Consider the following 19,979-nt stretch of genomic DNA (forward strand, 5'->3'; position numbering starts at 1 on the left):
CGCAACACCGCCAGAAAGTGATATATAATTTACGTTCGGGTGAACGGAAAGAACCGAGAGGAGACGACGAGCGCGATTTAAGCGTTCGGTTGGACGCGCACCGTGTCGCCCGCTTCGACGGGGCTGCGGGCCGAGAGGGGTTCGGCCTCGCGCTCCGATTCGCGGAGGATGCGGGTGTCCGAACGGATGCCGAGTCCGTCGGCGATTCCGGCGCTAACCTGCGGTCCGTACTTCTCGCCGAGTTGATTCACCACGTCTTCGACGGTCGCCTCCTCGGGAACCGCGACGCGGGCGTCGCGGGTACCGGTTCGCGCCACAAGCGGGCCGGAGAGTTTAACTGTGACGTTCATACGCGTACGTAGGAGCCCCGGGATTAAAAGTTTACTCACTACCGAAAAAGAACTCTCGGAGCAAAACTCCTTATTGGCTCGGGCGACGATGTTCCGCCATGGCACACGCACCCGAGCCGGGGTCGGACGACCCGCTCTCGCTGCACGGAATCATCCCGCCCACCATCACCGCGTTCCACGAGGACGAGTCGGTCGACTACGAGTCGACGGCGGCGCACGCGGAGTTCGTCGTGGATGGCGGCGCGCGCGGCGTGTTCCCCCTTGGAACCAACGGGGAGTTTCCGCTCCTGACGGGCGAGGAACGTCGCGGCGTCGTCGAGGCGGTCGTCGACGCCGTGGACGAGGTTCCGGTCATCGCGGGCGTCGGCGCGCCGAGCACGCACGAGACCGTGGCCCACGCCGAACACGCCGAATCGGTCGGCGCTGACGGCGTCGTCGTCGTCACGCCGTACTACTACCCGCTGGACCACGACGCCGCACTCTCCCACTATCGGCGCGTCTGCGATGCGGTCGACCTGCCGGTGTACGTCTACCACATCCCGAGCAAGACCGGGAACTCGCTGTCGCTCGACACCCTCGCCGAACTCGCCGCCGTCCCGAACATCGCGGGCGTCAAGGATTCGAGCAAGGACGTGCCGTGGCTCGCGCAGGCTATCGACGCGCACCCCGAACTCACGTTCCTCGCCGGCTCCGACTCGCTGCTGTTCGCCGGACTCGAAGTCGGCTGTACGGGCATGGTCAGCGCGGTCGCGAACGCCTTCCCGGAACTGGTCGTCGACCTCTACGACGCCTACGACGCCGGCGACGAGGACCGCGCACGAGAGCTTCAGAGCGAGGTGTTCGCGGTTCGAGACGCCTTCAAGGGCGGGTCGTACATGGCCGGCGTGAAGACGGCGCTCGACCTGCGGGACGTGGGTTTCTCGCCCGGCCCGCTCCGGAGCCCCCTCCGGAAGATGAACGACGCCGATCGGGCGTCGCTGGAGTCCGACCTCCGCGCGCTCGACCTGCTCTAGTCGGCTCCCCGATACTATCGTTCGTCGGGGATAGCCTATAACAAGAAGGACGGTGTGGATGGAAGCATGAAGCCTTCTGCCGTTCTCGCGGTCGGACTCGCTCTCGTCTGCGTCCTCGGCGGCGTCACCGCCGCCGTCGGCCCGCAATCCGGTGCGCCCACTTCCGCCGTCGACTCCTGTACGACGATATCGAAATCCGGCCACTACGTCCTCGGAAGCGACGTCCACAACGGAAAGACCCGCATCTCGACCGGCTGCGTCGTCATCCGGGCGGACGACGTCGTGCTCGACGGACGCGGGCACACGCTCGACGGGTTCGGCGTCAGCGACACGAGCGGTATACTCGTCGAGAACGCCTCGGACGTGACGGTTCGGAACGTCCGCGTGAAAGACTGGAACCGCGGCGTCGCGGTCAGAAACGCCTCGGACGTGACGATTCGGGGCGTGAAAGCCACGAACAACGCCATCGGCATCGACGTCGAGAACTCGAACGCGCGGCTGGTCGGTAACACCGTCACCGGCGACCTTCACGGGGTCGCGCTCGCCGACCCGTGGGACGACGAACTCCGGAACAACGTCATCCACCGGAATCACGGCGTCGACGTTCACGCGCCGCTCACTGTCGTCGACGTGTTCGGCGTCCGCCTCACGCTCGGCCCGCCGCTCGACCCCGACCGCGACGGGCGCTACGAGGACCTGACAGGGAACGGCGAGACGGGAGTCTGGGACGCGGTGGCGTTCCCGGTCGTCGTGGTGACGGACGCGGTCGGTATCGGCGAAGTGCCGACGGAACAGCGGAACGCGCTCGATTTCGACGGCGACGGGGGCCTCGACCACGGCGACGTGCTGGCCTACGCCGGGCTCAGGAGCGTCGTTTGACCGACTTCGCCCACGCCGGCCACCGCTGACGCTCGGTTCCGTCGAAGTCCGCGTCGCCCGACATCGACTTGATGCCGCTGGCGTCGTCCGCGCTCCAGACCGCGCCGTCCTCGTGGAAGACCCCGTTGATGACGCCGCGTCGGCGCTGCGTGAGCGAGTACGCGGGTTGGAGCATGAGCGACCAGAAGAAGTTCCCGACGCCGGACTCCCGGATGACCGGGGCGAGCGAGGCGTAGTTCGGGGTCGCCTGCTCCCGCGAGATATCCCCATTTCCCCAGCCGAAGCTGGCGACGCGCTGCCACTCCGTCAACCAGACGGGCATGCTGACGCTCCGCTGGAGGTCGGTCGCCTGCCGGAGCAGATTGCGGTAGATGTCCGGCGTGTTCGGGAAGTTGTAGTGGAACTGCACCACGTCGATTCCCCAGTCGAAGTAATCGGCGGCGTTCGCCAAACTCGTCGAGCCGACAGTCAGCGGAACGCTCCCACGGTGCTCGCGGATGACGCCGAACATCTCGCGTGCGAACCGCTTCTTCCACGGTACCCACCCCGGTTCGTTCATCACCTCGACGGCGAGCAGTCGCTCGTCGTCGCCGTAGTGCTCCATCACCCACCGCGAGAACCGCCGCGGCTCGTCCCACCGGTCGGGGTTTTTCATCACCTCCTCGCTCGGCGAGTAGACGCCGGTGGCCGTCCACGGATCGGTGTTGTGGAGGTTCCTCGGCGTCGGCTTCCGCCCGACGCCCTCGAAGATGCCCAACAGGACGCGAATCCCGTGCGAGTCCGCCGTCGAGAGGAAGTGGTCGATGGACTTCCGCAACCCTTCGGGGTCTTCTAGCCACGCCTCGTAACTGAGCCACGTTCGGAGGGCGTTCAGGTTCAGTCGGGAGGCGAAGCCCATGTCGCGCTCCGTGACGCCCGGTTCGTAGGTGTGCCACATCTGGAAGAAGTTGAACGCGCGGGCCGGAATGTACATCGCGCCGCGAACGTCCACCGGCGGATCGGCGGCGAGCGTCGTACACCCGGCGAGCGGAACGGCGGACGCGATACCAGCCGCGAGAAATCCTCGTCTCGTACACCGACGACTCATACGAGACCCGACGACGCCGACCAACCTCAAAGTGATGGTACGTTCGCCGACAAAATGATAAAACATCACATAAGTTTATAGTTGATTTCACTCGTCGTGTGAGAACGGTGAAATCAACAGTTCGCAACGGTATGCAACGCATTAGGCCGCGTCTAGTAACACTAAACGATTCACCCGTTTTATATTAAACACTCTTCTGGCAGGAAACGTGACGCGAAAGACGACACGACGACAGTTCATGCAACTCTCCGGCGGTGCGGCCTTTTTCGGCTTTGCAGGCGCTGCGAGCGCGAACCGCACGACGAGCGACCCCGTCTCCGGTGCGCCGGTACCCGACGATCCCGGCCAGTACACCTACGCGACGATGGGCGAGGGAAGCAACCCGACCGCGACGCTGTACGGGAACTTCAAGTGCCCGTACACCAAGGATTTCGTCCTCAACAACTTGGAAGACGTGATTCGGGAGTTCGTCGAACCCGGACGCCTCGACATCCGCTACCGGGCGTTGGCCTACGAACCCCCGGGTGAGTCCTCGCACGGCTCCTCGTACTACTACATCTCCAGCAGCGACCCGCGCATCTCGGAGTGCGCGATGGGCGCGTGGAACGCCGAGCCGAACGAGTACTGGGCGTTCTTCCGCGACATGTTCGAGAATCGGGTGTCCGGCGACGTAACCTACGACGATATGCGCGCCCGCATGCGACAGTCCGACCTCGAAGAACGCGACACCGCCATCTCGCGGGCGAAAGACGGGCGCTACGAAGACCCCGTCTACCAGACGCGCTACGCCGCCGGCGACCACGGCGTCGAGTTCACGCCGACGTTCGAACTGAACGGGGAGACGACGCCTCCGCACCACGACACGCAGGATATCCTGAACTGGATCGAGAACCGCCTGCCGGGGGCCGGTACGAGCAGCGCCCCCGTCGGCGAGTCCGGTTCCGCGACCGTCGGTCAGGGCGGGGACGACTGGTCGCGCGTCGGCCTCTCGGGGTCGTACGACTCGCCGACCGCCATCGCCACGTCGTTGTCCTACAACGGTAACCACCCGACTCACGTCCGACTTCGAAACGTCGGAAGCGACCGCTTCGACGCGGCGCTCGAAGAGTGGGACTACAAGGACGGCTGGCACACGCAGGAGACGTTCGGATATGCGGTGCTCGAATCGGGGACGCACTCGCTCGACGGCGTGAGCGCCGAAGCGGGGCGAGTGACGACCGACCACACCTTCCGTTCCCTCGAATTCGGCGCGAACTTCTCCGCGACGCCGGTCGTCTTCAGTCAGCCGCAGTCCTACCGCGGTTCCCACGCGGTCGTGACGCGCCACCGCAACGTCTCGACGAGCGGGATGAGCGTTCGGCTCCAAGAGCAGGAGAGTTACGGCGCGCACACGACCGAATCGGTCGGCTACCTCGCGGTCGAGGAAGGACGCGGGACGCTCGGCGGTGCGGCCTTCGAAGCGGGCCGGACGCCGGAGTCGGTCACCCACGGATGGCACCGAATCTCCTTCGACGGGTCGTACTCGAACCCGCGGTTCGTCGCCGACGTCCAGACGTACAAGGGCTGGAACACGTCGGCGGTTCGCTACCGCAACCTCTCCTCGTCGGGCGTCGAAGTGCGCATCGAGGAGGAACGGAGCGACGACGACGAGGTCACCCACCGCGGCGAGTCCGTCGGCTACCTCGTGTTCGACGGGGCGTAGCCGCCGCTCCGACGGCCGATCCGCGGACGTTTCGTCCGGACCGAGACGCTTTAGACACCGCTTAATCGCCGTCAGAAGCGGTGATTCCCCGAGAGCGCGTGATCGGAAACCCGTCGGCGAACGGACGGGAACGGTTCCCCTATCCGACCGTGCGACGAGTTAACTGGTCAATAGTAAGGACGACGGATACCGAAGGGGTAATCGAGATGCCTGACCAGCAGACCGAATTCAGGGTCGTCGGCTACTACCGCCGAGGTCGGTACGAACTCCGGGCTGAAGACTCCGTCCACGCGTGGATCAGCGCGGAGAACCCGGTGGACGTTCTCCAGTAGGGGGAGACTCGACGAGCGCGCTCCAGTAAGAGCAGTCGATACCAGACGAACTTTTACTACGGGCCAAGTACCCGGACGCATGGTACGCGACTACGCGACGTTGCACGACCCCAACGCGGAGTACACGATGCGCGACCTCTCGACCGAGTCGATGGACCTCACGGCCGATCGAAGCGGTGCGCGCGACATCGAGATAACCGACGTGCAGACGACGATGGTCGAGGGTAACTTCCCGTGGACGCTCGTGCGGGTCTACACCGACGCCGGCGTGGTCGGCACGGGCGAAGCCTACTGGGGCGCGGGCGTGCCCGAACTCATCGCTCGGATGAAACCCTTCCTCGTCGGCGAAAATCCGCTGGACATCGACCGCCTGTTCGAGCACCTCGTCCAGAAGATGTCGGGCGAAGGTTCCATCCAGGGCGTCACCGTGACGGCCATCTCGGGCATCGACGTCGCCCTCCACGACCTCGCGGGGAAGGTGCTCGACGTGCCCGCATACCAACTGCTCGGGGGGAAGTACCGCGACGAGGTCCGGGTGTACTGCGACTGCCACACCGCGGAGGAGGCGGACCCGCAAGCCTGCGCCGACGAGGCCGAGCGCGTGGTCTCCGAACTGGGCTACGACGCCCTGAAGTTCGACCTCGACGTTCCCTCGGGCCACGAGAAGGACCGCGCGAACCGCCACCTCCGGAATCCGGAGATAGAGCACAAAGCGAGCATCGTGGAGGCGGTGACCGAGCGCGTCGGCGACCGCGCCGACGTGGCGTTCGACTGCCACTGGACGTTCTCGGCCGGCAGCGCGAGGCGACTGGCGGACCGACTCGAGGAGTACGACATCTGGTGGCTTGAAGACCCGGTTCCGCCGGAGAACCACGACGTTCAGCGCGAGGTGACGATGAACACCTCGACGCCCATCGCGGCGGGCGAGAACGTCTACCGCAAGCACGGCCAGCGCAGACTCATCGAACAGCAGGCCGTGGACATCATCGCGCCCGACATGCCCAAGGTCGGCGGGATGCGCGAGACGCGAAAGATAGCCGACCTCGCGGACACCTACTACATTCCGGTCGCGATGCACAACGTCTCCTCGCCAGTCGCGACGATGGGGAGCGCCCACGTCGGCACCGCCATCCCGAACTCGCTGGCGGTCGAGTACCACTCCTACCAGCTCGGCTGGTGGGAGGACCTCGTGGAGGAGACCGTCATCGAGGACGGCTACATCGAGGTTCCCGAGAGGCCGGGGCTCGGCGTCACGCTCGATATGGACGTCGTCTCTGAGCACATGGTCGCGGGCGAGGAGTTGTTCGACGAGGAGTGAGCCTCGTCGAGGAACCGACTCGGCACTGACAATAGAAAGCCCGAGTACGGGTATTCAGGCGGTAAATTGCCGAACTCCGACAGGCTGCGAAAACGACTACGAACGCCGGTCGTTCGGTGAGAGGCGCGTTTTCATCCCTCGCCGTCAATCGGCGGATACATTGGTAGACGGTTAGGTCCCGAAAGAAATTTTAAGAAAGATTGGGCGCAAAACTTATTCGGTGGCGATTCCTCCAAATCTGCCATGAGCCGGACACATCGGCGGGAGTTCCTCAAAGCCGTCGGAGTCCTCGGCGCGACAGCCACGCTCGGCGCGGAGTTCGCACACAGCGCGACGGGTGCCGACGAGTCAAGCGGTTCGTGGCCGACCGTTCGCGGAAACGCGGGACGAACCGGGGCGACCGCCGATAGCGGTCCGGGGCCGAACGTGACCACCGATTGGTCGTTCGATATGGGCGGCGGGATGTACACCGTCGAACCGGTCGTCGGCGACGGAACGCTGTTTCTGGCCGTGGCGACTTCGCACACCCCCTCGACCAGCGAGGGGTACGTCGCCGCCTACGACCCGGCGACGGGCGACGAGCTGTGGAAACGGGACGACGTTTCCCGCCCGGGGACGCCCACCGTCGACGGTGGAACCGTTTACTTCGACACGTACGGTTCCGAGGACGCCGACGCAACCGGCTTCTTCGCGCTCGATGGCGCGACCGGCGAGACGAAGTGGCACAGAGATGCGTCGTTCGGGGTGGGCAGCCCACTGGTCGCGGCCGGTCGGTTGTACTGTACGGTGTCGGGAGACGCCTGCGAACTCGACCCCGAAACCGGCGACGTCGTCTGGAAGACCGCCGATACCGGCGGTGACGCGTGCTTTGCCGATGGAGCGCTCTTCTACGGCGACGGCGTCGCGCTGAGCGCCGACGACGGATCGCTTCTCTGGGACGTGTCCGGAGACGACGACGAACTACGGACGGTCGCGGAGGGGTTGGTGTACGGCACCGTCAACGGGAGCGACGCGCCGAACGTCGTCCGGGCGCGGTCCGCTGCGGACGGAACGGTTCGGTGGTCGTACTCGCTCGAAACCGAGGACTATTGGCGGGGCGACAGACTCGCGGTCGCCGGCGGACGCGTCTTCCTTCGCTACGAAAACACGATACGGGCGCTCGACGCCGAAACCGGCGAGGAGGCGTGGACGTACGAGGCGGACGCGGAACTCGCCGGTGGCCTGACGGTCGGCGGTGACACCCTCTACGCCGGCGGCCGGACGAACCCCGAGTCCGATGCCGGCGATGCGGTCGTCGTCGCCGTAAATGCGGCGTCCGGCGAACGCGAGTGGCGATACGCCTTCGGTGGCTGGGAGTTCGACGAGTACGGCCCCGCCGCCAACACGCCCGTCGTCGCGGACGGGAGGGTGTTTACCGCGACCTACCCGATGGGCTCGACCCTCGATTGGACGTACACCGAGCACGGCGACTTCCACGTCCTCCGCTCGGCCGACGGACAGGTCGAAGAAACGACTGAGACGAGCGACACGACCACCGAAGAGACGACTACGGAGACGACGAAGACGACCGCAAGGACGACGAGCGGAACGAAGACGAGCGCGGAGGCGACCGAAACCACGACAGGATCGACGACCGCTACGGCGCAACTATCGGGAACGAGCGAAATGACCACGTCCGGTTCGGCGGGCAACGTGGGAACGACCACGACCGCCGCGACCGCCACGGACGGGCAGCCAGGGTTCGGCATCCTCGCGGCGGTCGGCGGACTCGCGGGCGTCAGTGCGTACCTCCGCGGTCGCCTCGGGAAAAACGACTGATTTCCGCTCCCGTCGGAGGGCGTAGATTCATACTCGCGACCGACCTCTCGAACGTCATGATCGACGTCGGCGACCACTACCGGCCGATCGATCACGCGAGTGAACCTTGCGTGTACCGCGTCGTGGGAGCGACCGACGAGGTGACGCTGTTGCGAGTCACCGACGGCAACGGCCGACGCGTCAACACCGGAGAGATACGTCGTATCGCGCCGTCCGCCCTCGACGCGGAGTTCGAACGCGCGGAGAATCCGGACGCCGGTTTTACGCCGGTTGCGAGCGTGCGAAACGCGCTTTCCGGCCTCTACTGGAGCGTCCGGAAGTACCTGTAAGCGAAAGCTCGATCCGTCCCCCGTTCTCGGTCTGCCGAGTCCTCGTCAACCCCGCGAAGCCGCGATCGGATCTAACGTACAGACTCGCGGGAGACGAGAGGAAAACCGGATGCACGACGGGAGAGCGTACGACGGGAGCGGTGAACCGGCTACTCCCTCGCGTCGAGGAGGCGGAGGCGCTCCTCGACGCCGTCCGCAACTTCCACGTCGTATTCGACTTCGCCCGCCCGGTCCATCTGCGCGTTGGCGATGGTCGACTCGGGCGCGACGCGAACGACGGTGCCGACCCGGCTGTCGTCGATAACGCGTTTCACCTTCGCTATCTCCGCTTTTGTCTCCTGGGACACCGGTTCGTACTCGGTCACATCGTTGACGACGGCGAACTCGGGGTCGAGCTTTTCGAGTCCGGAAATCACTTTGCTCGACGCTCGCGTCGCTTCGTCTTCGGAAATCTCCCCGGAGCGGGTGATGTAGATTCTGTTTCGGGTCGTATCGGTTCGAACGTTCAACATCGACCGCGAATACGCAGTTTATGAAATTTTATAGACACGCACGGCTTCGGCGCCCCCTTTCGGCGTCAGCAGATGGGCTTCGGGTCGAGCCCCATCCCGGTCAGCGTACCGGCGTAGTCGTCGTAGGCGATTCGGACGGTTTCCTCGGCCACGTCGTGCGCTCGCTCCCAGTCCGCCTCGCTCTCGCACCGGTCGGCGAGCATCGAAACGCCGTCGGAGACGTTCTCCCGCGTGTCCTCGCGCAGGTCGCGGAACAGGTTCGCCCGGCGTTCGTCCCCCCGATTGACGAAGAAGTTCACGACCTGCAGCAGCGTTCTGTCGGCGACGAGCGAGCGCCCGACGAGACCGCCCGCCCGCGATACGTCGTCGTCCAGTTCGCGGAGGAAGGCGTGCATCGGGTCGGGGTCGGACGGTTCGAACGCGTCCAGTTCGGCGACGACGCGCTCGTGGTGGTCCCGCTCCCGTTCGGCCAGTCGCTCGAACGGCTCTGGGGTTGCCTCCGCCCACGCGGAGAACGTCTCGGCGGCGGTGCGTTCGCTTCGCGCCGCCGCGGTGAGCACCACCTCGGGTTCGAGGTCGGCTCCCGTGAGCGCGACGAGCAGTTGCTGGGAACCGAGGCGGTCGAGTTCGGTCGCTTTCGCGTTCCGCACCGAGTCGGCGAAGTCGTCCGCGTTCATACCGACCGGACGGCGAGGCGAGACAAAACGTTTTAGCGACGGGGGCGACAGCTTTTGCCTTCGAGTCGCGTATTCGACGTATGGCCGACGCCCTCTCCCCCGCGGAACTGTACGACCGACTCCGGCGCGGCGAACCGCTCACGCTGCTCGACGTTCGCAACCGCGACGAGTTCGAGACGTGGCGCATCGACGCGCCGGAGACGGTGCAGACGCCGTACGCGGAGTTCCTGAGCGCGAAGGTGCGCGACGGCGTGCCCCAACTCGCCGAGTCGCTCGACCTGGAAGAACCGGTCGTCGCGGTGTGTCCCCGCGGAGAAGCGAGCGACCGCGTCGCCGACCTACTCCGCGACGCCGGGGTCGACGCGGTGAACCTGGAGGGCGGGATGAACGGTTGGGCGCGGGTGTACGTCGCCCGCGAAATCGAGGGGAGCGACGAGACGGTGGTTCAGTACGAACGCCCCTCCAGCGGCTGTCTGTCGTACCTCGTCGTCTCCGGCGACGAAGCCGCCGTCGTCGACCCGCTGCGGGCGTTCGCCGACCGCTACGTCGAGGACGCTCGGGAGCGCGGCGCGGAACTCCGCTACGCCGTCGATACGCACGTCCACGCCGACCACGTCAGCGGAATCCGCGAGGTCGCCGAGGCGAGCGAGGCGGAACCGGTGCTGCCGAGCGGGGCGCGAGAGCGCGGACTCGCGTTCGACGCGAAACCGGTCGAAGACGGCGACGAACTTCGGGTCGGAGAGACCGCGCTGACCGCCGTGCACGCGCCCGGTCACACCAGCGAGATGACGGTGTACCGACTCGGGAACACGCTGTTCAGCGCCGACACGCTGTTCTTGGACGGGGTGGGGCGACCCGACCTCGAACGCGAGGCGCGGCGCGCCTCGGAACGAGCGGACGAGGGAGACGGGGCTCCGCAGGAGTCGTCGAGCGGCGAACCCGCGAGCGCCGACCCGGCGACCGGTTCCGCGGGCGCGTCCGAACTCGCGGGCGACCTCTACGGGACGCTCCACGAGCGATTGCTCGCGCTTCCGGAGACGACGATCGTCGCGCCGGGACACGTCCACGTCAGGACGCCGCGGGCCGACGACGGCACGTTCACCGCGCGATTGGCGACCGTGCGCGAGTCGGTTCCCCTGCTCGAACTCGACCGCGAGCGGTTCGTGGAGCGCGTCGCGGGCGACCTCCCGCCCCGGCCCGCCAACTACGAGGAGATCGTGGCGGTGAACCTCGGACGGCGGGAGGTCGAAGAAGAGACGGCGTTCGAACTGGAACTCGGACCGAACAACTGCGCGGTTTAGGCGCGGTCGGTGTCCTCTTCGACGTCGACGTGCCGCCCGTCGGCGCGGTCCTCGTCGCCGTCCTCGTCCTCGTCCGGGATGCCCTCCGCGTCGGACTGCTGAAGCTCCGCCGAGTCCATCTCCTCGTCAACCCGTTCGAGTTCCTCTTCGACCTCGCGTTCGTGCTCCGCTGCCATCTCGCTCGCTCGGTCGTGGTCGTCCTCGGCCATGGTCGGCGATACGGCCGTCCCGTACTTTGGTGTGGTGGCTCACCGGCCGGCGACCACGACGTTTATCACGGCACCGACCAGCAGGAGGATTCCGGCGAAGTAGAGCCACGTGAGGAAGACGATTATCGTCCCGACGATGCCGCCGAGACCGTACTTGCTCGAACTGCTCATGAACAACTGGAAGCCGAACTGGAGAACCAACCAACCGACCGCGGCGAAGAGCGTTCCGGGAAGCGCCTCGCGGAGCGTCACGTCGATGGGGGGAAGCACGTAGTACAGCGGGAGGAAGACGAAGACGAGTCCCAACAGGAGGACGAAACTGGCGGCGACGTCGAGGAAAGGAATCCACGCGAGGAGCGGCGTCCCGAGGACGGCACCGATGGCGACCATCAGCGCGACGCCGAAAACCACCGCGACGAGGGTCGCGAGCCCCTTCTTCACCTGTTCGACGATGCCCACGTCCGGGGACGTTTCGTACACCTCCTCGAACGCGATGACGAGACCGCGGAACAGCTTCAGGCTGCTCCACAACAGGACGACGACGCCCACGACCGACGCGCCGGTGCCGGAGGTGTTCTGCAACGTCCGCTCGAGGAGCGTCTGGCCCTCTTGGGAGAGGAATCGTCCCGCTTGGGTGACGAGCGCGTTGGCGAACGCCTGTCCGCCCACGAGCGTCCCGATGGCTATCGCGAGCAGGACGAGCGGGAACAGCGAGACGAAGGCGTAGTACGCGAAACTCGCCGCGAGAAACGTGACGTTTCGCTTCTGGACGACGTCGACCACCGAGCGCGCCGTCGCGGTGACGCTCATGGGAAGTAGTCACTGCCCGCCGTAATGTTTCGTTCGGCCGTCCCGGCGTCGATGTGTAGCGATGGTTGCGCGAACGTAAGGACGAACCGTGGGCTGGATCGGGCGAGTCGGACGAGTCGACGAGCAAGCGCGACTCCGGCGGAACCGACCGCACCCGGAACTTGTTTGCCGGTTCGTGGAAACGCACCGGTATGGAACTCGATCCGACGGAGGTGCCGTCGCTCTACCGGACGCTGGCGGGGGCGGTCGTCCCCCGCCCCATCGCGTGGGTGAGCACCCGGAGTCCCGACGGGGTGGACAACCTCGCGCCGTACAGCTTCTTCAACGTGGTGAGCGTCGCGCCGCCGGTCGTGATGTTCGCGCCGGTCGACGGCGAGAACGGGCTGAAAGACACCCCCGCCAATATTCGGGAGACGGGGGAGTTCGTCGTCAACGTCGTCACCGAACCGCTGGCGGAGGCGATGAACGAGACGAGCGCGACGCTCCCCAGCGGTGAGAGCGAGTTCGACCGCGCCGGACTCGACCGCGCGGAATCGACCGCGGTGGACGCGCCGCGGGTCGCCGACTCGCCGGTCGCGTTCGAGTGTTCGCTGTACGAGATGATCTCCGTCGGCGCGTCGACGATGGTGCTCGGCGAGGTCGAATGGGTGCACGTCGCGGACGAGGTGACGACCGGCGGAAAGCTCGACGTGGGGAAGATAGACGCCGTGGGACGCCTCTCCGGTAGCGGCTACGTCCGGACGACCGACCGGTTCTCGATGGAGCGACCGCCGTGAGCGAAGGCGAGGCCATCGAGGAGTCCGACGAACCCGTCACCGCCGACCGAATCGAAGCCGGCCTCCGCGCCCTCGGCCTCGCGGCGGGCGACGCCGTGCTCGTCCACTCGTCGCTCTCGTCGCTCGGGTGGGTGTGCGGCGGCGCGCCGGCGGTCGTGGACGCCCTCCTGAACGTCGTCACCGACGACGGGACCGTGGTGATGCCGACCCACACGGGGTACTCCGACCCGGCGGACTGGGAGAATCCGCCCGTACCCGACGACTGGCTGGACGAAATCCGGGCGACGATGCCGCCGTACCGCCCCGAGGTGACGCCGACGCGGGGGATGGGCGCGATTCCGGAGTGCTTCCGAAGCTACCCCGGCGTCGCTCGGAGTCGGCACCCGCACTACTCCTTCGCGGCGCGGGGCGCGGACGCGGAGCGGATCGTCGCCGACCACGAGTACGATTTCGGCCTCGGCGAGTCGTCGCCGCTCGCGCGACTGTACGACCTCGGCGGGAGCGTGCTCCTGCTGGGCGCGGGCCACGACAGCAACACGTCGCTCCACCTCGCGGAACACCGCGGCCGGTACGAGACGGAGGTCGTCACCGGCGGCGCGCCGGTGCTCGTGGACGGCGCGCGCGAGTGGGTGACGCTCGAAGCGATAGACTACGACGATAGCGATTTCGGAGCGGCGGGCGAGGCGTTCGAACGCGAACGACCCGAGGCGGTCGCTCGCGGGCGCGTCGGGCGCGCCGATTCGGCCGTCGTGAATCAGCGAGAACTGGTGGACTTCGCCGGCGAGTGGTTCGGTCGAACCCGCTAGTCGTCGTCCGCCGCCGCGGCGTCCGCGTCCATCGCTTCGACGTCGGTCTCGATGCTCGGCGGGTACTTGCCTCGGTCGAGTTTCAGGTCGCTCTGCGGGCGAGCCATGCAGGTGAGCGCGTACTCCTCGGCCTCCGCCTCGGTCAGACCGCGGGCGGCGGGTTGGGTGACCTCGCCCTCGACGATTTCGGCCGAGCAGGCGAGGCACATGCCGACGCGACAGGAGTACTCCTGGGCGATTCCCTCCTCGATGCATCGCCCGAGGATTGTCTGTTTGTCGGAGACCTTGATGGTCTCGCCGGTCCCGACGAATTCGACGGTGTATTCTGTCATGTTCCGTGGCTACGAAAGACCCGGACAAAACTCTTTATGCACGCCCTCGGGCGTTCTGAGTCGTTTTTCATGGGACACAATAGGGGATAAAGAGTTTTCTCGCTTCCCTCTCGTATCGAAACGCATGACGAAACAGTACGACACGGTCGTCGTCGGCGCGGGAACCGCAGGATGTTACGCCGCGGCGACCATCGCCCGCGAGGGGTACGACGTGGTCGTCGTCGAGCGGAAGAACGAGGAAGAGGCGGGACACATCGCCTGCGGAGACGCGCTGAAGGGGGCGGACGCCTTCCCCGAGGCCATCCCGAAGGAGAAGATTCAGCCCGCGTTCACGAACACCGACGTCGACCACGGCCGGTTCGAGATCCCGCAGGAGGACACCGTCCTCGAAATACCCGTCCCGGGCGAACTCGCGGTCATCGACCGCTGGGAGTACGGACGACGCATCATCGACGGCGCGAAGGAGGCCGGGGCCGAGTTCCACTACGACACCGTCGTTCAGGACGTGACGCAGGACGACGACGGCCGCGTCGCGGGCGTTCGGGCGAAACGCGACGGCGAGGTGGAGGAGTACGAGTCCGAACTCCTGATCGACGCCGCCGGGTCCCTCTCGATTCTCCAGGATAAGGCGGACTTCTCGGACTCGACGTTCGACACGAACGTCACCTACTCGCAGTTCTGTTCGGCCTACCGCGAAGTCGTCCACGTCGAAGAACCCGTCGAGTGGGACGACGCGCTCGTCTTCAAGCCGACCTCCCGCGCGGCGGGCTACCTCTGGTACTTCCCGCGGACGAGCACGGAGATAAACGCGGGCCTCGGTTTCCAGATGAACGAGGAGCCGATGACGCTGGTCGAGGACCTGAAACGAGACCTGCGAAACCGTCCCGAGTTCCACGGCGCGACCGTCGAAGACAAACTCGGCGCGGCCCTGCCGACCCGACGACCCTACGACTCCGCCGTCGCGCCCGGATACATGGCGGTGGGCGACGCCGCGGGGCACGTCAACCCGACGACGGGCGGCGGCATCGCGGGCGCGGCCTACGCGGGCAAGTACGCGGGCGAGCAAGTCATCGAAGCGTTGGAGGCGGGCGACGTGAGCGAGCACGCGCTCTGGCGGTACAACCGGCGCGTCATGGACCACTTCGGCTCGCGCTACGCCGGGTTGGACGTCTACAACATCTTCACGACCGCCGTGGACGTGGACGACCTGATGGGGATGCTCGGTGCGCTCCCGACCGAGAAGCTCTCGGAGGCGCTCTACTCGGGAAGCGCGAACATCGGCTGGCGGCTCAAACTCCAGACCGCCATCGACGCCCGCGACCACTGGCGGCTCATCTACGACCTCTACAAGACGAAGAAGGTGGCCGACGAGATAATCGACCACTACGATCACTATCCGACCGACCCGCGAGGGTTGCCGGCGTGGCAGGAGGTTCGGGACGACCTGATGGACGAAGTGTACGCGACGACCGGCGCCGCGCCGAAGTACTGAACGTCGAGGCGACGTCGATATCGAGTCTTCCGCCGATTACCGCTCAGGTACGCTCTCTGACGACGACCTCGCCGTAGCTGTGGACGGTCACCTCGTAGTCGAGGATGGTGAACACGACTTCGCCTCCCATCCGGGGCGAACCGTCGTGTTTGTCGCCGAAGAGGTTGTCCAACGCGTCGGGGTCGATGGCGTCGTAGAGCGGCATCCCGACCTCCGCCGGGTCGTCTCCCGCCACCTCGGCGAGCGCCATGACCACGGCCGTACTGAGGGGTTCTTCGTCCGCGTAAGAGACGTACTGGTTCTGCTGACCGCTGCTCGCGACGACATCACTGGTATCGCTGTCGTTGATGTTCCCGTTCATAAGTATCAAACCTGTTAAGCTCCTCGTTACTGCTTCGGTCTATGCAGAGCGATGGCGTAGGTGCTTATAAAAATTGCCGTTTCCATTTGAAAAGGTTGGGAATCCTGATCCTATGCGACCCGGTCGTCGGTCGAGACCGTAATCACCGCCGTACCCGCGGAAGAAGTACGTCAGCGCCGAGACCGTCGTAACGCCCGGCGTTTTCGCGCCGGCCGGCACCGCCGGTGGCGCACCGCCCCCGCCGCCAGCGGTCGTGGCTCCGCCCGCAGCGACTTCGAGTGACGCGACGATCCCCGCGGTCTCGTGCGGGATGCGGAAGTACCGATACGACCCCTCGACTCGGAAGCGTGCTAGGTCCGTTCGTCGCCGCCGATTTCGCCGAAATCGATCGGCCGTTCTCGAACTCGAGAGCGGTCAGGGACGCCGGCGAGCGATCTCCCGAATCGAATCGGAGAGCAGGTCGACCGCGACGGGGAGGCTGTCTTCGTCCACGTCGAACGTCGCGGTGTGGTGACCGCCGGGGTGGTCGGTGCCGACGCCGACGTAGGCCGCGAGGCCGCCGTTTTGCTGCACCTCCCGCATGAGGTACGTCGCGTCCTCGCTTCCGCCGAGCGTATCGCGGCGAACCGGGTCGTCCACGCCGCGCGTCTCGCCCGCGACGCCGTGGACGATTTCGACCAGTCCCTCGTCGCTCTCGGCGCTCGGGGCCTCGCCCTCCGTGCTCCGTTCGACCGTACAGCCGTGCATCTCCGCCGCGCTTTCGAGGACGCGCTCGGCGCGCGCTTTCATGTAGTCTTTGAGTTCGGTCGTCTCCCCGCGCACCTCGCCCTCGATGAAGGCGTGCTCGGGGACGATGTTCGTGGCCGTGCCGCCGCCGACCAGTCCGGCGTTGACGCGCGTCGCCCCGTCGCTGTTGCGCGGGATGGCGTAGAGGTTCTGGATGGCGGTCGCCATCGCCTGAACCGCGTTCTCGCCCTCCTCGGGCTTACCGCCCGCGTGTGCCGGAACCCCTTCGAACTCCGCGCGGAAGTGGCTCACGGCGAGGAAGCCGTCGATACCCGCGACGACCTCGCCCGTCGGGTGGTCGAGACCGATGTGAACCGCGAGCAGGTAGTCCACGTCGTCCAGGTGGCCGCTCTTCGCCATCGGCTTTCCGCCGGCGACCATCTCCTCGCCGGGCTGGAAGAGCACCTTCAGCGTCCCCTCGAAGTCGCCGTCCTTGATGGCCTCGATGACGCCGAGACCGATGGTCGCGTGCGCGTCGTGCCCGCAGGCGTGCATCGCGTCCGCGTGCTCGGAGCGGAAGCCCTCCGCGGCCGGAGCGTGGTCCTCGTCGGTCGACTCCTCGCGGAGGAGGCCGTCGATGTCGACGCGGAGGGCGACCGTCGGCCCTTCGCCCCGGTTGAGGACCGCGACCGCGCCCGTGTACCCGCCTTCGAGTCGTTCGAGGATGTCCTCGCGCGCGCCGGCCTCGCGCGCCTGCTCGTACCAGCGCGCGAGTTCGTCCTCGTCGGGGACGGCCATGCGCTCGTCGTCGGCGAGCACCTCCGGGCCGACGTAGAGTTCGTCCACGCCGATGGTTTCGAGTTCGTCCACGATGCGACAGGTGGTGTAGAACTCGCGCCACGCCGGTTCCGGGTGGCGGTGGAGTTCGCGACGGAGTTCGACCAGTCGGTCTCGCCGAGTCTGCTGGCTCATATCGAGGGGAACGAAGGGCGCGACCTTAAGTCCTCGAAAGCGGGCACGGGTTGCACGTTTCGGATAGCGGGTCGAGTTCGCATCGCCGAACGACCAGTCTTGGAAATGCAGAATCGAACCGATCGAACGTTCTCGTTTTTCGGACTTATCAGTCGAAACGAGCCATGATTTATAACATAAGAACAGCATGGCACAAACTGATAGAGGTGAGCTAGATGGGTGCCGCAGACGACAGGCGCGACGAACCGGTCGATGAAGAAGTGGAAGAAGAACTAATGCAAGCGGAGCAGGCGCGGAGCGAACCCCAGATACAGTTCTACGGCGGGAAGTGGATGAGTACGCTTCCCATCGGGCTGTTCATCGTCTGGGCGATCTTCCAGAGCGGATTCCTCGGCGTCGGCGATACGACGGGACTCGTCATCGGGATGCTCGTCTCGCTTATCGTCGGGATGCTGTTCGCCAAGGGCGACTGGAAGACCTACGCGAATACGATCTTCGAGGGGATGACCCAGCGCGTCGCGGCCACGGCCATCGTCGCGTGGCTGTGGGCGGGCATGTTCGCGCAGGTGCTCCAGGACGGTGGCTTCGTGCAGGGACTCGTCTGGGCCGCCGAGGCGCTAAGCGTGGGTGCCGCGCTGTTCCCGGCGGCCACGTTCATCCTCGCCGCGCTGCTGGCGACGGGCATCGGCACCGGCTACGGGACGACAATCGCGTTCACGGGACTGTTCTTCCCGGCGGGCGTCGCTATCGGCGCGAGCCCGGTGTTAATGTTCGGTGCGATACTCTCCGGCGCGGTGTTCGGCGACAACCTTGCGCCGGTCAGCGACACGACCATCGTGAGCGCGGTAACGCAGAACTCGGACATCGGCGGCGTCGTCGCCTCCCGGTTCAAGTACGCCATCTTCGCGGCGATACTGGCGCTCGTCGGGTATGTCGTCGCGGGGTCGATGATGCAGGGAACACCCGTCTCGGCCGAGGGCGTTTTGCAGGGGAATCCCGTCGGCCTCGTCCACCTCCTCTCCATGCTCATCGTCATCGTGACGGCGATAGCGGGCCGCCACATCGTCGAGGCCATCTCGTGGGGGCTCATCTTCGCGGTCATCGTCAACGTCGCCCTCGGGCTCGCGTCGATCGGCAAGCTACTGATCTTCTACGCGCCGAGAAACGGTCCGTTCGCCCAGCAGTTGGAGTTCTTGCCGATCGTGCAGGTCGTCGCGCCGGACGCGGAAAACGCCGGCACCGTCGGCGGGAGCCTCTACGCCGGAGCGGAGGGCTTCTTCGCGCTCATCGTGCTGACCCTGCTCATCGTCGCGGGCGCGCAGATAATGATCCGAGGCGGCGGTTTCGCGGCGCTCCAAGATTGGCTGCTGAACAGCGTCGCCACGAGCGTCCGCCGCGCGGAGACGACGATGGTGCTCGGCACGGCGATGGTCAACGCGATGATCACCATCAACACCGCCGCCGAGATCGCCATCGCGCCGTACATCGCCCGTATCGGCCAGCGATTCAACGTCAACGGCTACCGCCGCGCGAACATCCTCGACGCCAACACCTCCGCGATGGGGTACATCTTCCCGTGGGGCGGCGGCGTGTTGGTCGGCTACGCCACGATGATCGGCCTCGTGGAGCGGTTCGACTGGTTCACGCAGTCGATGCTCGTCAATCCCGCCCAAGTCTGGCCGTTCGTCTTCCACGGCTGGTTCCTGTTCGGCGTGTTCTTACTCTCCGCGCTCACCGGGTTCGGTCTGGAGTACGTTTCCGACCGCCGCGCCGAGGAGGTGGCTCGGGTATGAGCATCCTAGAAAAGTACACCAAAGGGTGGACGTTCCGAACGAATAAACCCGAGTTCGACGCGGGCGAGGAGATAGACGCCTTCATCACGGGGTACGAGAACGGGCACGCGGTCGCCCGCGTCGGCGATACGATACTCCGCGTTGACGACGTTCCCGCCGACGCGATCGACACCCGCGTGCTGCTCCGCGTCGAGGAGTTCGACACGAACGACCACACCGGCCGGGCGACGTTCATCGAGTCGATAGACGGCGGAACGTTCTGACGCCGGTCGGAGGCGACTCCTTTCGTGAGACGCCCGCTCCTCGCCGCCGAGAGGGTTACCGACCCGTAACCCGATAACCGGCGGCTCAAGTGGTTTTTTATCGTCCGTCGTGGATTCTTCT

General features: G+C 66.1%; 22 protein-coding genes. 13 read left to right on the forward strand and 9 right to left on the reverse strand.

Annotated features, from left to right (window positions below; translation table 11 throughout):
* Nucleotides 1-77: 77 nt before the first annotated feature.
* Nucleotides 78-350 (reverse strand): MoaD/ThiS family protein, encoded by a 273-nt coding sequence (locus LIX00_RS06740; RefSeq protein ID WP_227355434.1) that lies wholly within the window; start codon nucleotides 348-350, stop codon nucleotides 78-80.
* Between the two features lie 98 nt (nucleotides 351-448).
* Between LIX00_RS06740 and LIX00_RS06745 the strand changes: the two genes are divergently transcribed.
* Both LIX00_RS06745 and LIX00_RS06750 read left to right on the forward strand, forming a co-directional pair.
* Entirely contained in the window at nucleotides 449-1,363 is a 915-nt protein-coding gene (locus LIX00_RS06745; RefSeq protein ID WP_227355435.1) for a dihydrodipicolinate synthase family protein, read from the forward strand.
* A 66-nt stretch (nucleotides 1,364-1,429) separates the two neighbouring features.
* Complete coding sequence (locus LIX00_RS06750; RefSeq protein ID WP_227355436.1) at nucleotides 1,430-2,242, forward strand: NosD domain-containing protein; 813 nt, start codon at nucleotides 1,430-1,432, stop codon at nucleotides 2,240-2,242.
* Here LIX00_RS06750 and LIX00_RS06755 read toward each other — a convergent pair.
* A complete protein-coding gene (locus tag LIX00_RS06755; protein WP_227355437.1) occupies nucleotides 2,226-3,329 on the reverse strand; it encodes a cellulase family glycosylhydrolase in 1,104 nt (367 codons plus the stop codon). The two genes, LIX00_RS06750 and LIX00_RS06755, sit on opposite strands and share 17 nt — an antisense overlap.
* Before the next feature lie 238 nt (nucleotides 3,330-3,567).
* Here LIX00_RS06755 and LIX00_RS06760 point away from each other — a divergent pair, with 238 nt between their 5' ends.
* The 5 genes from LIX00_RS06760 to LIX00_RS06775 all read left to right on the forward strand — a co-directional run bounded on the left by LIX00_RS06760 (nucleotide 3,568) and on the right by LIX00_RS06775 (nucleotide 8,828).
* Nucleotides 3,568-5,031: a DsbA family protein gene (locus LIX00_RS06760; RefSeq protein ID WP_227355438.1), complete on the forward strand. Its 1,464-nt coding sequence runs from the start codon at nucleotides 3,568-3,570 to the stop codon at nucleotides 5,029-5,031.
* A gap of 206 nt (nucleotides 5,032-5,237) precedes the next feature.
* Nucleotides 5,238-5,363 carry a hypothetical protein gene (locus tag LIX00_RS25945; protein WP_255679354.1) on the forward strand — a complete coding sequence of 42 codons (126 nt, stop codon included), beginning with the start codon at nucleotides 5,238-5,240 and terminating at the stop codon, nucleotides 5,361-5,363.
* Between the two features lie 79 nt (nucleotides 5,364-5,442).
* Nucleotides 5,443-6,681 carry a mandelate racemase/muconate lactonizing enzyme family protein gene (locus LIX00_RS06765; RefSeq protein ID WP_227355439.1) on the forward strand — a complete coding sequence of 413 codons (1,239 nt, stop codon included), beginning with the start codon at nucleotides 5,443-5,445 and terminating at the stop codon, nucleotides 6,679-6,681.
* 243 nt (nucleotides 6,682-6,924) lie between these two features.
* Nucleotides 6,925-8,499: a PQQ-like beta-propeller repeat protein gene (locus LIX00_RS06770; RefSeq protein ID WP_227355440.1), complete on the forward strand. Its 1,575-nt coding sequence runs from the start codon at nucleotides 6,925-6,927 to the stop codon at nucleotides 8,497-8,499.
* Nucleotides 8,500-8,555: 56 nt separating this feature from the next.
* Nucleotides 8,556-8,828, forward strand: a complete 273-nt coding sequence (locus tag LIX00_RS06775; protein WP_227355441.1) for a hypothetical protein — start codon at nucleotides 8,556-8,558, stop codon at nucleotides 8,826-8,828.
* A gap of 149 nt (nucleotides 8,829-8,977) precedes the next feature.
* Here the strand turns inward: LIX00_RS06775 and LIX00_RS06780 are convergent, their stop codons facing one another.
* Together LIX00_RS06780 and LIX00_RS06785 are read right to left on the reverse strand one after the other, a co-directional pair.
* Nucleotides 8,978-9,337: a hypothetical protein gene (locus LIX00_RS06780; protein WP_227355442.1), complete on the reverse strand. Its 360-nt coding sequence runs from the start codon at nucleotides 9,335-9,337 to the stop codon at nucleotides 8,978-8,980.
* A gap of 68 nt (nucleotides 9,338-9,405) precedes the next feature.
* Entirely contained in the window at nucleotides 9,406-10,017 is a 612-nt protein-coding gene (locus LIX00_RS06785; RefSeq protein WP_227355443.1) for a ferritin family protein, read from the reverse strand.
* 80 nt (nucleotides 10,018-10,097) lie between these two features.
* Between LIX00_RS06785 and LIX00_RS06790 the strand changes: the two genes are divergently transcribed.
* The gene (locus tag LIX00_RS06790; protein WP_227355444.1) at nucleotides 10,098-11,318 is read left to right on the forward strand and encodes an MBL fold metallo-hydrolase; all 1,221 of its coding nucleotides are present in this window, start codon (nucleotides 10,098-10,100) and stop codon (nucleotides 11,316-11,318) included.
* Here the strand turns inward: LIX00_RS06790 and LIX00_RS06795 are convergent.
* Both LIX00_RS06795 and LIX00_RS06800 read right to left on the reverse strand, forming a co-directional pair.
* On the reverse strand, nucleotides 11,315-11,527 hold the full coding sequence (locus LIX00_RS06795; RefSeq protein ID WP_227355445.1) for a hypothetical protein: 213 nt from the start codon (nucleotides 11,525-11,527) through the stop codon (nucleotides 11,315-11,317). The two genes, LIX00_RS06790 and LIX00_RS06795, sit on opposite strands and share 4 nt — an antisense overlap.
* 39 nt (nucleotides 11,528-11,566) lie before the next feature.
* Entirely contained in the window at nucleotides 11,567-12,337 is a 771-nt protein-coding gene (locus LIX00_RS06800; RefSeq protein ID WP_227355446.1) for a YihY/virulence factor BrkB family protein, read from the reverse strand.
* Nucleotides 12,338-12,528: 191 nt separating this feature from the next.
* Between LIX00_RS06800 and LIX00_RS06805 the strand changes: the two genes are divergently transcribed.
* Both LIX00_RS06805 and LIX00_RS06810 read left to right on the forward strand, forming a co-directional pair.
* Nucleotides 12,529-13,113: a flavin reductase family protein gene (locus tag LIX00_RS06805; protein ID WP_227355447.1), complete on the forward strand. Its 585-nt coding sequence runs from the start codon at nucleotides 12,529-12,531 to the stop codon at nucleotides 13,111-13,113.
* Nucleotides 13,110-13,919, forward strand: a complete 810-nt coding sequence (locus LIX00_RS06810) for an AAC(3) family N-acetyltransferase (RefSeq protein WP_227355448.1) — start codon at nucleotides 13,110-13,112, stop codon at nucleotides 13,917-13,919. Before LIX00_RS06805 ends, LIX00_RS06810 begins: the two co-directional genes overlap by 4 nt.
* On the opposite strand, the gene LIX00_RS06815 is transcribed toward LIX00_RS06810, so the two are convergent.
* Entirely contained in the window at nucleotides 13,916-14,251 is a 336-nt protein-coding gene (locus tag LIX00_RS06815) for a 2Fe-2S iron-sulfur cluster-binding protein (protein WP_227355449.1), read from the reverse strand. The two genes, LIX00_RS06810 and LIX00_RS06815, sit on opposite strands and share 4 nt — an antisense overlap.
* Nucleotides 14,252-14,306: 55 nt before the next feature.
* Between LIX00_RS06815 and LIX00_RS06820 the strand changes: the two genes are divergently transcribed.
* Complete coding sequence (locus LIX00_RS06820; protein WP_438267070.1) at nucleotides 14,307-15,743, forward strand: geranylgeranyl reductase family protein; 1,437 nt, start codon at nucleotides 14,307-14,309, stop codon at nucleotides 15,741-15,743.
* Between the two features lie 43 nt (nucleotides 15,744-15,786).
* Here the strand turns inward: LIX00_RS06820 and LIX00_RS06825 are convergent, their stop codons facing one another.
* Complete coding sequence (locus LIX00_RS06825) at nucleotides 15,787-16,104, reverse strand: HalOD1 output domain-containing protein (protein ID WP_227355451.1); 318 nt, start codon at nucleotides 16,102-16,104, stop codon at nucleotides 15,787-15,789.
* Nucleotides 16,105-16,518: 414 nt separating this feature from the next.
* Nucleotides 16,519-17,802: an amidohydrolase gene (locus LIX00_RS06830; protein WP_227355452.1), complete on the reverse strand. Its 1,284-nt coding sequence runs from the start codon at nucleotides 17,800-17,802 to the stop codon at nucleotides 16,519-16,521.
* 275 nt (nucleotides 17,803-18,077) lie between these two features.
* Between LIX00_RS06830 and LIX00_RS06835 the strand changes: the two genes are divergently transcribed.
* A complete protein-coding gene (locus LIX00_RS06835; protein ID WP_227355675.1) occupies nucleotides 18,078-19,595 on the forward strand; it encodes a Na+/H+ antiporter NhaC family protein in 1,518 nt (505 codons plus the stop codon).
* Entirely contained in the window at nucleotides 19,592-19,858 is a 267-nt protein-coding gene (locus tag LIX00_RS06840) for a DUF7513 family protein (protein ID WP_227355453.1), read from the forward strand. Before LIX00_RS06835 ends, LIX00_RS06840 begins: the two co-directional genes overlap by 4 nt.
* Nucleotides 19,859-19,979 lie beyond the last annotated feature (121 nt).

Source organism: Haladaptatus salinisoli (assembly GCF_020614375.1).
Classification (GTDB): Archaea; Halobacteriota; Halobacteria; order Halobacteriales; family Haladaptataceae; genus Haladaptatus; species Haladaptatus salinisoli.